The sequence below is a fragment of the Mesorhizobium sp. M0018 genome, assembly GCF_040323955.1.
In the GTDB taxonomy this organism is placed as follows: Bacteria; Pseudomonadota; Alphaproteobacteria; order Rhizobiales; family Rhizobiaceae; genus Mesorhizobium.
Window position 1 is genome coordinate 147,733 of record NZ_JAMYVL010000004.1, and the last position, 11,938, is coordinate 159,670.

Sequence of the window (11,938 nt, forward strand, 5' to 3'; positions counted from 1 at the left end):
TAGCTGTTCTTCGGCGGAGGACAGGTGAGCGACCTGAGCGGCAAGACGCTTCTGGCCAGCGGCTTTCACGCGCCGGAGCGCGGGCTCGTGGAAGAGTTGCTCCATGCCCTGATCGCAATCGATCAATCAGGCATCATCGCCTCGGTGCTGCATCCGCATGATGCCGGCTATGACGAGGCGCTGGAGGCCGCGCGCCGGACCGGTTCGCTGGCGACCTTGCCGGCGCAGAGTTATCTGCTGCCCGGCTTCGTCGATCTTCACGTGCACGCGCCGCAATATCCGCAGCTCGGCAGAGCGCTGGACGTGCCGCTCGAGGCCTGGCTCCACAAACACACGTTTCCCCTGGAGGCGCGCTACGCCGATCTCGCCTTCGCGCGGCGCAGCTACGGCCTGCTGGTCGACGACCTGATCGCTAACGGCACGACCACAGCGCTCTATTTCGCAACCATCCACCAGGACGCGACAAGGCTGCTCGTCGACATTTGCCTCGAACGTGGGCAACGTGCGCTGGTCGGTAAAGTGGCGATGGACAATCCCGACGAGTGCCCGGCCTATTATCGCGATACCTCGGCGGACGCGGCCATCGATGGCACGCGCGCTCTGATCGACTACGTGCATGGGCATCCGGACAATGCCACGGGACGGGTAAAGCCGGTCATTACGCCGCGCTTCATCCCCTCCTGTACCGACGCCGCCCTCAAAGGGCTCGGCACGCTTGCGCAGGAATGCGGCTGCCATGTGCAGACGCATTGCTCGGAGAGCGACTGGGCGCATGGCTACGTGCTGCAGCGCCACGGGATCAGCGACACGTCTAGCCTTGATCGCTTTGGCCTGCTGCGCGCCGGCAGCGTGCTCGCGCACGCCAATTTCATTACGCTTGCCGACATGGAGACGATCCGCGTGCGCAAGGCGGCCGTGGCGCACTGCGCCGTCTCCAACGCCTACTTCGCAGGCGCCGTGTTCCCGTTGAGGGCGGCCCTCGAGAAGGGTGTCAAGGTCGGGCTCGGCACCGACATTTCCGGGGGACCGAGCGCCTCGATGTTCGATGCGATGCGCGCGACGGTCATGTCGTCGCGCATGCTGGAAACCGGCACCGACCCGGCGCTAGCGGCCGAGACGCGCGGCACGGCCGGAACAGCACGCGTCGACTTTCGCGAGTCCTTCCACCTGGCGACGGCAGGCGGTGGCGCGGCACTCGGCTTGCCTGTGGGGCGATTCTCGCCTGGCTACCATTTCGATGCGATCCTGGTCGACACCGCCGCGCCCAGAGGCACAATTCACCTGTGGGACGAACTCGACGACGGCGACGGCATCCTTCAGAAGATCGTCTACTCCGCTTCCAGGGCCAACATCGCGTCGGTCTGGGTCGGCGGGAGAGCTGTTCTCGCCTAAGCGGACCGGAGGCTGTGCCGAGAACCAGGACTCTTCCCGTTTTATTCCTTGCGGTCGGGGGCACGTCATGGATTTTGATCAGTATTCGCCGACGTCGATGACAGCCTGGGCAAAGGCTTGCGGGGCTTCTTGAGGCAAGTTGTGGCCGATACCGCCGGTGATGATCCGGTGCGTGTATCTGCCCGAGAATTTCTTGGCGTAGGAACTGCTGTCGGGATGGGGTGCGCCATTGGCATCGCCCTCAAGGGTAATGGTCGGCACTGTGATCACGGGAGCTTCGGCCAGCCGGTTTTCCAGAACGTCATATTCCGGCTCGCCCTGTGCCAGGCCGAGCCTCCAACGGTAATTGTGAATGACGATGCTGACGTGATCCGGGTTGTCCAGTGCTGCGGCGCTGCGCTGGAAGATGTCATCATCGAAATTCCACTGCGGCGAAGCGAGTTGCCAGATGAGTTTGGCGAAATCGCGCGTGTATTTCTCGTAGCCGGCGCGGCCGCGATCCGTGGCGAAGTAATACTGATACCACCATTGAAGCTCCGCCTCCGGTGCCAGCGGCACCATGCCGACCTGCTGATTTCCGATGAGATAGCCGCTCACCGAGACGATCGCCTTGCAACGCTCAGGCCAGAGCGCGGCAACGACATTGGCCGTTCGAGCGCCCCAGGCGCAGCCGGCGATCGTGGCCTTTTCGATCCCCAGCGCATCCATCAGGGCGATCGTATCCGCGGCGAGCGCCGACTGCTGGCCGTTGCGCATCGTCTCGTCCGACAGGAAGCGCGTAGTGCCGTAGCCGCGCAGGTAGGGCACAATCACGCGGTACCCCTTTGCGGCAAGCAGGGGAGCGACATCGGCGTAGGTGTGAATGTCATAAGGCCAGCCATGAAGCAGGATCACTGGGGCACCTTCGGCGGGCCCCAGCTCCGCATATCCGACGCTCAGATTTCCGGCATTGACCTGCCCGAGCGAGCCGAATGATTTCTGCGTGGCTTGCGTAGCAGATGCCCTCGCCTCGACCGTCCAAGTGGCCGCCGGCTCGCTCAAGCCGAGTTCGGTGGCGGCGAACGTCATTGCTGCAGCACCAACAATGCGCCGGCGGCGATGATCGACCGTGTCGGGAGCCTTACTCGCATTCATGATGAAGCCTCTGTAATGACCAACAAGCAGGAACGACCGGACCGCCCGCCTCATCGGCCGACAGGAAATGTTGCCTATTTCGATGGTGACTGCGGGCGGCGGACCAACCACTGTAACACTCGGCCAGGAGGCAGTGCGGCGAACTCTGATTGAATGCCGGTCAGGTCAAGCGTTTCCTCGATTTCCCTCCTCAGAAATTCGAGACCTAGGCCGTCCCCGCGCTTGGAAGCGGCTGGATGTAGATGTAGCATCCGCAGGAACGGCAGCATGAGAATGACTCCTGATCTTCTGTTTGGGCGAGAGGACATGTTGCATCTGGTCTTATGCTCGAAGTCGCCCTCAGCTTCAGACGAGGCCCTCACGATCCATTGCGATGCGCACGGCCGGTCGGGCAGCCATTCGGACGCGAAGGGCTTGCAAAGGCGCGGGAACAGGGACTTGGAAGCGGGCCGCCCAAAGCAGCATCACGAAAAGATAAAAATCCGCGACGCTCGGCTTGTCGCCGAACAGATAGTCGGTCTCGAGCCCGTCAGCGACGAACTCGAGTTGGCTCGTAATCGTCGCGCTCGCCCTGGCCTTTTCGGCATCGCTGCTTTGGTGCCACATCGGCTTGAAGCTTCGGTGTATTTCAGTTGAGATGTAGGTCAGCGCTTCGAGAAGGCGGGTACGGCCCAACGGCCCCGCCACTGCCAGTGGCGGGTATTGCGACGCAATCCAGTCGAGGACGGCGATATTTTCCGTCAGCGTTTCGCCGCTATCCAGCACGAGGGCTGGAACATAGCCCTTGCGCGTGACGGTAGTGAAATCATCCCCGGAGCCTGTCCGTTTGGTCTTGAGGTTCACACTTTCGCGCTCGAAGGAAACACCGGCCTCTTCCAGAGCGATGTGGTCCGCCAGGCTGCAGGCGAGAGGGCTGTAGTAGAGTTTCACCGCTTTTCCCTTTTCTGAACCCGATTGAATCCCGCAACTGGTCGTCGCCGAGCGGAAAACCTGCCCCGCGCCACGCGAGACAACCGCTCCAGAAACTCGCACTTGGCGGAGACGACGACTACGACACCGACAGCTAGACGTGCCTATGCCGAGGTATGGTCGGACTGAAGTTCGGGATCGCCGTGCGCAATGCCGGGACGTATGCCAGCTCAGCGGCCAACGGTTATCTGGAGGAATCCAGAACCTTCCATAATGGCATCATCGCCGGCCCGGCCAGTCCTTCGCTCAGGAAATCCTAAACGAAAGTATTGGACGCACGTGCCGTTGGCACGATGGCTCACACCCGGCCACGGCCGGCATATTCCGCGCGGCACGAGCAGACTGGAAACGCGAAAGCCGTGGTCTGACTTTTGCTCGATTGCCACCAACGCGATGACGCAGCTTCCGACAATAGGAGTCGCCATCATGGCCGACCTTTCCGAAACCTCCACAGCCGAGCACACATTGCGCGTCGAGGCGCCCGCCGCGATCGAGGTCGACGTCTCCTCGCTGACGCCGGGAACGTCGCTGATCGTCGACTGGCACGGCAAGCCGGTTGTCGTGCGCAACCGCACCGAAAAAGAGAGGAAGGACGGCCAGGCAGTCAGTCTCGCCGAGCTCAAGGATCCAATTGCCCGCAACGCCAACCTGCCGGCCGATGCGCCGGCAACCGACGCCAATCGAACTATGCCGGGCAAGGAAGCCTGGGTGGTGATGATCCAGGTCTGCACCCATCTTGGCTGCATCCCGCATGGTCAGGGAGGCGATTTCGACGGCTGGTTCTGCCCCTGCCATGGTTCGCAATACGACACTGCCGGCCGCGTCCGGAAGGGGCCGGCACCCGAGAACATGGCGGTACCGGTGTTCCAATTCGTTTCCGACACCAAGATCCGTATCGGCTGAGGCAGGGGGCATTTCGATGAGCGGCGGCAAACACTCGACCTATACGCCCAAAACCAGAATCGAACGTTGGTTCGACGCCCGCCTGCCGCTGCCGCGGCTGGTCTATGACAGCTTCATCGTCTATCCCGTCCCGCGCAACCTGAACTATGCCTATACGTTCGGCGGCATTCTCACGATCATGCTGGTTTCACAGATCCTGACCGGCATCGTGCTGGCGATGCATTACGCCCCTGATACGGGGCTGGCCTTCAACTCGGTCGAGCAGATCATGCGCGACGTGAATTCGGGCTGGCTGCTGCGCTATCTCCATTCCAACGGCGCGTCGTTCTTCTTCATTGCCGTCTACCTCCACATCTGCCGCGGGCTCTACTATGGTTCGTACAAGGCGCCGCGTGAGCTGCTGTGGGTGCTCGGTTGCACCAACCTCCTGCTGATGATGGCGACGGCCTTCATGGGCTACGTGCTGCCTTGGGGACAGATGTCGTTCTGGGGCGCTACTGTCATCACCAGCTTTTTCACCGCCATCCCACTGATCGGCGACTGGCTCCAGCAGCTTTTGCTCGGCGGCTTCGCGGTCGATAATCCGACGCTGAACCGCTTCTTTGCGCTGCATTACCTGCTGCCATTTGTGCTTGTGGGCGTGGTGACCTTGCATATCTGGGCGCTTCACGTCGTCGGCCAGAACAATCCGACCGGCATCGAGGTCAAATCGAAAACCGATGTCGTGGACTTCACGCCCTATGCCACCGTCAAAGATGCCTTCGGCATCCTCGTGTTCCTGTTCTTCTTCGCCTATTTCGTCTTCTACCTGCCGAACTACCTCGGCCATCCCGACAACAACAGCATCGCCAATCCGCTGAAGACGCCGGCCCACATCGTGCCGGAATGGTACTTCCTGCCGTTTTATGCGATCCTGCGGGCCATCACCTTCAATATCGGGCCGATCGATTCCAAGCTCGGCGGCGTGCTCGCGATGTTCGGCTCGATCGCCGTGCTGTTCCTGGTGCCGTGGCTCGACACCTCGAAGGTGCGCTCGGCGGTCTATCGGCCCTGGTACAGGGTGCTCTTCTGGCTGTTCGTTGCCAATGCCCTCTTTCTCGGCTGGCTCGGCTCCCGGCCGGCGGAAGGCGCATACGTCGTCATGTCCCAACTGGCGACGCTTTACTATTTTGCGTTCTTCATCATCGCCATGCCGGTGCTCGGGCTGATCGAAAAGCCGCGACGGCTGCCGAATTCGATCACCGAAGCAGTTCTCGAAAAAGACAAGGCCAGCGCCAGAGGCCCGATCGCCGGGCCGGAGACCAAACGTTGAACCGGGCATCGCGGTGATCGTTCATGAACTGGTGGAACTCTCCTCTGGTCTACATCGTGTTGCTCGGCCTCGCCGGGATCGTCGTTTGGTCTCTCATCCCCAGACGCTTCGCCAATGCGAAGCTGGTCGTCCAACTCGCCTTTTTCGTCGCGATGTCGGCCATGGTTCTCCACCTGCGCGTCGTGCCGTACGAGGCCGCAGGGGACAACGAGACAACCGGAGGAGCGATCCTCATCGGCTCGGTCAAGCTGCTCTGGTGGGTTCACCTTGCCTGGGCGCTGATCGGATTTGTCCGTATCTATCTCGTCTTCGAGCGAAAGCCGCGCGAGGCACGTCTCCTGCAGGACGTCGTGGTCGGTGTCGTCTACGCTGGAATGTTCCTGTCGATCCTGGCGTTTGTCTTTGCAGTGCCGGTCGGAACGCTCATTGCCACGTCGGGCGTGTTTGCCGTCATCCTGGGACTGGCGCTCCAGAATACGCTTGGTGACGTATTTTCGGCGATCGCGCTTAACCTCGGCCGCCCTTACGTGCTTGGAAACTGGATCATTCTGGGCGACGGAACCGAAGGCCGCGTTATCGAGACCAATTGGCGGTCGACCCAACTTCTGACCCCGACACACAATGTCGTGGCGCTGCCAAACAGCCTTCTCGCCAAGATCGGGGTAACAAATCTAAGCGGTCCGGACGAGAGCCATGGACTTGCCGTAACCGTCAAGGTGGCGCCAACGAAGACGCCGGCGATCATCGTAGACCTCATGCGCACTGTCTTGCTGAGCTGCAATTCGATCCTCCAGGACCCTTCGCCTTCGGTCACCATCAGAAGCCTGGATGCCACAGCTATCGAGATCGAGTTGTTTTTTCGCGTCGCAAGTATCGACCAGCGAAGTGCCGCTCGGAACGAAATCTTCGATCTCATTTATCGCCATTCAAAGTCGACCGGCATGCTGCTGGCGGAGCCATTTTCAGGCTCGATTGCCATGACCAACCGGCCGGGCCACGAGACGGCGGCCTCCCAAGGCTTCACCCCGATCGAACTCATCAATTCCATACCGGTATTCTCGGCGCTAACGGATACCGAGCAGGGTTCGCTCGCCAAAGCGGCCTCGGTTCGCACCTACCATAAGGGCGAAATCATCGCACGACAGGGAGAGATGCTGCCGTCGCTCATGATCGTTCGGACGGGCGTCATCGTCCGGCAAATTGGCGAGGACGATGATCAACTGCAGGAGATCTCCCGGCTTGCACCTGGCGATTTCTTCGGCGAGACCGGCTTGCTCGCCGGTATTGGCGAGATGTCGAGTTTGCGGGCAATGACCCCTGTCACGGTTTACGACATAGACCAGGAAAGCTTTGCGCCGCTGCTGCACGACAGGCCCGAAATGGCCGAAGATCTTGCCGCGATCCTGTCGATGAGGGTGTCGGCTTTTAATGAAAGCGGCATCGCCGGACAGCACCACGCGAGCTCCAAATTCGCGCTCCTCAAAGCCATTCAGACAGTCTTTCGAGCCGCTTCGTTCAAGCGCGTTCGAGCACCTGGCTGACAAGGCATGCAGAAGGACAGAGATCCATGACCATCCGCCAAAGCGGTATCACAGGCATCGATACACTCATCCAGCCAGCTATCCGTGATTTTGCGGACGGACTGAAGATAAGGCGCGTATTGCCGTCCTCGGATCGCCTGATGATCGGGCCCTTCATCCTGTTCGACCATTTCGGCCCCGCTATATTCGACGCAGGTCACGGTTTCGATATGGGACCGCATCCGCATATCGGCGTTGCGGCCGTGACCTACCTGATCGATGGCGAGATCGTCCATCGCGACAATTTGGGAAAAGTGCAGACCATCCGTCCTGGCGAGGTCAACTGGATGACGGCCGGGTCGGGCATCGTCCATTCCGAGCGCACGCCACCGGAAGTCCGGGCGTCGGCAAGCAATCTCTTCGGCGCTCAGGCTTGGATCGCCCTCCCCTCCCGCTATGAAGAAATTGCCGCCGACGTCGCACATTTTGGCGCTCCCGAAATACCGAGGATCTGTGCCGACGGCGTCGAGTTTACGTTGATCGCCGGCGCGTCCGACCGGTTGGTCTCGCCGGTAAGGACGTTCTCCGACATGGTCTATGCCGAAATTGTGCTCACGAGCGGTGCGCGCTACCAGGTGAAACCCGAACACCGTGAGCGTGCGATCTACATCGTCGCCGGTGAGGTTGGAATTGTCGGCCAGTTCGGTACGTTTCATGAGGCCGAATTAGTAGCTCTGGCGCCCGGCGCTGAGATTGTGCTCCAGGCGCCTGCCTTCCATGCGGCGAGACTGATGCTGATAGGAGGTGAGCCCCTGGCCGAGCCACGTCATATCTTTTGGAACTTCGTCTCCTCTTCAGCCGAACGGATCGAGCAGGCAAAGGCGGATTGGCGCGAACGCCGCTTCCCCGGCGTGCCGGGAGAGCACGAGCTCATGCCTCTGCCAGATGGCAGCGTGTGAGGGATAAGGCAGCGGATGGTGACCTCAGCGCCGCGACAGCTTTACGCCGGGTGGCGCAGGCAGACCACTACGATATCAAGTAGAGATCGTTCATCGTTTCCTCATCGAGCAAACCGTCGAACCAGACGTCGAAGATTGTCTCGAGCAGGAACTCGTCGTTGCTTGCTTCGGAAAACAGCGTGAGGGACGCGTGCAACTTCTTCGCATCAACGTCACCGAAGACAGCGCGAGCGCTTAGGCCGGAGAGCCGTTGCAGGGTGCCAACGCATTCCCGATAACGGCCTCCGAGGATCGGAAACGAGAGATAGGCGCTGGCTTCGTCGAGCGATGTGATTGCATATGGCTCAGGCGCTGTACCACTTCGCCTTGTGGCCAACCTTGGGAAGATGAACTCCATGTAGGGAGTGCACATCATCCCTCGAGGTAGAATGGCCAGCGCGTCGTCGTAGACCGGATCCTGTGCGCTGACGAATCTCTGCAAATCATACTCGTCAGGCATTTGGATGGATCCTTGGGAAACCCTCAACATTCGTGCCCATGACTAGCCGCCGACGACATCTGCATAGTCCGGGTGCTTGGCGAAAAAGCGGCTCATGAAGGGACATTTCAAGATCGCTTTACGGCCGGTCTTGCGGAGCAGTTCGAAGGTTCCTTGGGCCAATTGCGACGCGATCCCTTGTCCGGAAAATTCCGACGGGACTTCGGTGTGTATCAGCGCAACCTTCCCGCCCTCGAGCCGATAACAGGCCGCCGCAAACATATCACCGGCGATCGGCAGCTCGAAACGGTGCTGTTGGACGTTTTCAACGACTTGTGCATCCATCTTTATCTCTCGATTGTATGTCACGTGTCACCGGAGGCAGATTGGCGGGCCGCTATCGCATCGCAGGCAACCGCAGAGTGACGGTCGTGCCTGCCCCAAGTGTGCTCTGAATATCGATGCTTCCGCCTGATTGCTCGGCAAAGTGCTTCACCATCGGCAAACCGACGCCGCCGAGGCCTTCGCTTTTGGTGGTGAAGAACGGATCGAAGGCGCAGACCATCGTCTCGCTGGTCATCCCGATACCGTTGTCCGCGACGCGGATGTCTACCTGACCGGCGGCAGAGTTCTCAGAGGCCAAGCCGGCATCGATCGAGATGAAACCGCCGTCAGGCATTGCATCGCGCGCGTTGAACAGAAGATTCAGAACCGCATTTTGCAATCCAAAGCGATCGCATCTCACCAAAGGCAGGTCGGACCCAACCCGAAGCTCAAGACCGAAATTGGCATCCAAGGCGCTCCGTACGAGGGTTTCGATCTCAGCCAGGCAAGCACCTACGTTTGTGTATTCGATTTCCGCGTGGCTCTCTCGGGCCAGGCTGATGGTTTGCCGGACAAGGCCACCAGCCCGCTCCAAAGCCGTTTTGGCGCCGGCTATTACAGGCCCGAGCGCCGGAGCCGCTTGGATGCTCGGATCGCGGGCCAGGTGGTTCAACGCCGACGAGGCGACCTGAATGAGATTGCCCAGGTCATGGACGATGCCGGCCGTCGACATTTGCACGGACATACCACCTCCAGGGCCATCGGGCGGGCCGTCGAAGACATCTTCTTTTATGTCCGGACGAAACATTTCGTTCCCCGCTGGCTAAGTCGGCACCTATTGGCTTCAACACGCTATAATTTATGGCTTTTATTTTCCATTATATCTAAGAAGACGCCGATACATACTTCCGTATATTCAATCGCGAGACGATGCTCTATTGATAGCCGATCCCGCTGATGTAGTTGGCAAGCAGCCGTTCCTGCAGTTCCTCTTGTTTGAAGAGCGCCTTCATCGCATCACGGATATCGAGGACGCCTAGCGGTTTCGAGTCGGCCCCGAGCACCGGCACATTCTGAAGGCCTCGCGCGGCCATGGTCTGCCACACTGAATGAAGGTCGTCATCGGGACCACAGGACACGATGGACCTGCTCATCAAAGCCGCAATCGGCGCTTCTGTTGGCCCTGAATTCGCCAGATGGCGGACAAGGTCGGACTTGCTCAGCACGCCTGCCGCCTCCCCACTGCCGAGGCACACCACGACCAGGCCTATTGCGGGCCTGGAAAGTGAGAGTGCCGCACTGCGGAGTGGAGCGTCGACATCGACCACCATGAGACGGGCCGATATTACTGGATGCAGACTGTCAATTCGCATGACGCCCTCCTGAGAGCGCCTCGCGGCCGCGGCCGCGGGGCTGGGATCGGTTCCAGTGTTGGTCGCCGAGCTCGGCGCCTTCGTCCGGCCGGTCAGAATGGCGCGCAAACAAGCGCCATTCTGACCCATTCCAAAGATTAGCTCAGTGCTGCTTTGCTCAGGCCAAACTTCGCATCGCCCGAGCCCGGGACGGGTTTGAAGCCGATATTCAGACGGTTCCAAGAGTTGACCGCCATGACAACGAAGGTCAGATCGGAGATTTCCTTCTCGGAAAGCTGCGACCTGACCCGATCGTAGATCTCGTCGGGGACACCCTGCTCGGGCAGCTTGGTCAAGACTTCCGTCCATGCCAAGGCTGCGCGCTCGCGAGGAACGAACAAGGTCGAATCCCGCCAGGCTGCCAGGTGGTAAAGGCGCAGTTCGCGCTCGCCATGGATCTTCGCCTGTTTGACGTGCATATCGAGGCAGAAGGTGCACCCGTTCAGCTGCGCGGCTCGGACTGCAACAAGGTCGCGGATTGGCTCTTCGATCGACCCCTCTCGCGTCGCACCAAGAAATTCAATAAATTTCTTCAGAAGTTCCGGCGACTGCTCCGCATAACTCGCGCGTTGGGCGACGGCTTTTCCTTTCGGAGCGACCGGTGGCGCTGCAATATTCATTACTTATCTCCTTGAGGTGTTTGCAATCCATTGCACCGTAAGGATGACCGGTGAGACGAACTGTTGCTATCGTGCCGATGATATGTATTGCCACTCGATTGGGTTGGGGCGCCTAAACCGAAGTATAGGAGGTGGAAATTGGCACCTGACCGCTGCCCTCGGCAATTCGCTTTGCCGCATGCATCCGACAGACGCACAGCGTTTGGGTCACTTGAAGGGCAAGGCTGAACCGACCGGTGTCGATAGAACCTGGATCGAAACTGCGGTCACTCTTCAAAGGGAGCGTTCATCACAAGATCAACTGCCGAAGTCGCCTTGTAGCCTGAAACAAAGCGCTCGCCGAAGTCCCGGGCAAAGTTGTCGTAGGTGGTTTCGGGCCTGATCTCGGCGATATGGCAAAAGCATCGCGTCATCCGCCGCTTCATCCCGAGGCGCGGAAATTCGCCAACGATCTTTGCAATCTCGGCTGACGAAACGAGGCTGTATTGCAAGCCGACGACATCGAGGCAGATGCCGGCTGTGCACAGCGCCACCTCAGCCTCCTTGTAGAGGCCAATCGACGGCGTCGAGTTGAGGGCGACGCTGTCCCAGATCAATTGGGCGCGCCGCTCGTCGAAGCCGCCCTCCCGAACGAAGGCGCGGGCGAGATCGGCGCCTTCCACTTCGAAACGGCGCGGCCCGGCGAAGTCCTCATTGAGCGTGACGTCATGCAACAGGGTTGCAACCGCAACAACCTCCGCGTCGTGCTGGATATTCTGAATCTGTCCGATCCGGGCCGCGAAAAGCCAGGATCGGACCACGTGGTTGAACAGGTAGGGTTCACATCGAGCGCGGGCATGTTCGATCGCTCGGCCAACAAGCGGAGTATGGGGGACCAAAATCCCCGCAAGTGTGCGGATGGCGATCGAATTCATG

Annotated in this window: 13 protein-coding genes; 5 read left to right on the forward strand and 8 right to left on the reverse strand. The window is 60.1% G+C overall.

Translation table 11 applies throughout. The features are described 5' to 3' along the window. Positions 1 to 24: 24 nt before the first annotated feature. Entirely contained in the window at positions 25 to 1,392 is a 1,368-nt protein-coding gene (gene guaD / locus NKJ81_RS07355) for a guanine deaminase (RefSeq protein WP_352470600.1), read from the forward strand. Between the two features lie 78 nt (positions 1,393 to 1,470). Here guaD and NKJ81_RS07360 read toward each other — a convergent pair whose 3' ends face one another. Both NKJ81_RS07360 and NKJ81_RS07365 read right to left on the reverse strand, forming a co-directional pair. Further along, on the reverse strand, positions 1,471 to 2,526 hold the full coding sequence (locus NKJ81_RS07360; protein WP_352540086.1) for an alpha/beta fold hydrolase: 1,056 nt from the start codon (positions 2,524 to 2,526) through the stop codon (positions 1,471 to 1,473). 345 nt (positions 2,527 to 2,871) lie between these two features. Continuing rightward, complete coding sequence (locus tag NKJ81_RS07365; protein ID WP_352470601.1) at positions 2,872 to 3,456, reverse strand: glutathione binding-like protein; 585 nt, start codon at positions 3,454 to 3,456, stop codon at positions 2,872 to 2,874. Between the two features lie 360 nt (positions 3,457 to 3,816). Between NKJ81_RS07365 and petA the strand changes: the two genes are divergently transcribed. The 4 genes from petA to NKJ81_RS07385 are packed head-to-tail and all read left to right on the forward strand — an operon-like array spanning position 3,817 to position 8,189. Next, positions 3,817 to 4,398 (forward strand): ubiquinol-cytochrome c reductase iron-sulfur subunit, encoded by a 582-nt coding sequence (gene petA, locus NKJ81_RS07370; RefSeq protein WP_502893738.1) that lies wholly within the window; start codon positions 3,817 to 3,819, stop codon positions 4,396 to 4,398. Positions 4,399 to 4,414: 16 nt separating this feature from the next. After that, the gene (locus tag NKJ81_RS07375; protein ID WP_352470602.1) at positions 4,415 to 5,710 is read left to right on the forward strand and encodes a cytochrome b; all 1,296 of its coding nucleotides are present in this window, start codon (positions 4,415 to 4,417) and stop codon (positions 5,708 to 5,710) included. Positions 5,711 to 5,733: 23 nt separating this feature from the next. Continuing rightward, on the forward strand, positions 5,734 to 7,251 hold the full coding sequence (locus NKJ81_RS07380) for a mechanosensitive ion channel family protein (RefSeq protein WP_352470603.1): 1,518 nt from the start codon (positions 5,734 to 5,736) through the stop codon (positions 7,249 to 7,251). A gap of 26 nt (positions 7,252 to 7,277) precedes the next feature. Continuing rightward, entirely contained in the window at positions 7,278 to 8,189 is a 912-nt protein-coding gene (locus NKJ81_RS07385; protein ID WP_352470604.1) for a pirin family protein, read from the forward strand. 67 nt (positions 8,190 to 8,256) lie between these two features. Here the strand turns inward: NKJ81_RS07385 and NKJ81_RS07390 are convergent, their stop codons facing one another. The 6 genes from NKJ81_RS07390 to NKJ81_RS07415 all read right to left on the reverse strand — a co-directional run bounded on the left by NKJ81_RS07390 (position 8,257) and on the right by NKJ81_RS07415 (position 11,937). After that, a complete protein-coding gene (locus tag NKJ81_RS07390) occupies positions 8,257 to 8,688 on the reverse strand; it encodes a DUF1810 domain-containing protein (RefSeq protein WP_352470605.1) in 432 nt (143 codons plus the stop codon). 42 nt (positions 8,689 to 8,730) lie between these two features. Further along, positions 8,731 to 9,012, reverse strand: coding sequence for a GNAT family N-acetyltransferase (locus NKJ81_RS07395; protein ID WP_352470606.1), 282 nt, complete (start codon positions 9,010 to 9,012; stop codon positions 8,731 to 8,733). Between the two features lie 52 nt (positions 9,013 to 9,064). Then, positions 9,065 to 9,799 carry a sensor histidine kinase gene (locus tag NKJ81_RS07400; protein WP_352540087.1) on the reverse strand — a complete coding sequence of 245 codons (735 nt, stop codon included), beginning with the start codon at positions 9,797 to 9,799 and terminating at the stop codon, positions 9,065 to 9,067. A gap of 127 nt (positions 9,800 to 9,926) precedes the next feature. After that, positions 9,927 to 10,364 (reverse strand): CBS domain-containing protein, encoded by a 438-nt coding sequence (locus NKJ81_RS07405; protein WP_352540088.1) that lies wholly within the window; start codon positions 10,362 to 10,364, stop codon positions 9,927 to 9,929. Positions 10,365 to 10,501: 137 nt separating this feature from the next. After that, positions 10,502 to 11,023 (reverse strand): carboxymuconolactone decarboxylase family protein, encoded by a 522-nt coding sequence (locus NKJ81_RS07410; protein ID WP_352449835.1) that lies wholly within the window; start codon positions 11,021 to 11,023, stop codon positions 10,502 to 10,504. Between the two features lie 266 nt (positions 11,024 to 11,289). Beyond that, positions 11,290 to 11,937: an HD domain-containing protein gene (locus NKJ81_RS07415; protein WP_352470609.1), complete on the reverse strand. Its 648-nt coding sequence runs from the start codon at positions 11,935 to 11,937 to the stop codon at positions 11,290 to 11,292. Between the last annotated feature and the right edge of the window lies 1 nt (position 11,938).

What these genes read in the sequence shown, in the direction of transcription:
- NKJ81_RS07415 (WP_352470609.1), bottom strand. Translation starts at nt 11,937, where the DNA reads ATGAATTCGATCGCCATCCGCACACTTGCGGGGATTTTGGTCCCCCAT.
- NKJ81_RS07375 (WP_352470602.1), top strand. Translation starts at nt 4,415, where the DNA reads ATGAGCGGCGGCAAACACTCGACCTATACGCCCAAAACCAGAATCGAA.
- NKJ81_RS07400 (WP_352540087.1), bottom strand. Translation starts at nt 9,799, where the DNA reads ATGTTTCGTCCGGACATAAAAGAAGATGTCTTCGACGGCCCGCCCGAT.
- NKJ81_RS07360 (WP_352540086.1), bottom strand. Translation starts at nt 2,526, where the DNA reads ATGAATGCGAGTAAGGCTCCCGACACGGTCGATCATCGCCGCCGGCGC.
- NKJ81_RS07390 (WP_352470605.1), bottom strand. Translation starts at nt 8,688, where the DNA reads ATGCCTGACGAGTATGATTTGCAGAGATTCGTCAGCGCACAGGATCCG.
- NKJ81_RS07385 (WP_352470604.1), top strand. Translation starts at nt 7,278, where the DNA reads ATGACCATCCGCCAAAGCGGTATCACAGGCATCGATACACTCATCCAG.
- NKJ81_RS07410 (WP_352449835.1), bottom strand. Translation starts at nt 11,023, where the DNA reads ATGAATATTGCAGCGCCACCGGTCGCTCCGAAAGGAAAAGCCGTCGCC.
- NKJ81_RS07380 (WP_352470603.1), top strand. Translation starts at nt 5,734, where the DNA reads ATGAACTGGTGGAACTCTCCTCTGGTCTACATCGTGTTGCTCGGCCTC.
- NKJ81_RS07405 (WP_352540088.1), bottom strand. Translation starts at nt 10,364, where the DNA reads ATGCGAATTGACAGTCTGCATCCAGTAATATCGGCCCGTCTCATGGTG.
- NKJ81_RS07395 (WP_352470606.1), bottom strand. Translation starts at nt 9,012, where the DNA reads ATGGATGCACAAGTCGTTGAAAACGTCCAACAGCACCGTTTCGAGCTG.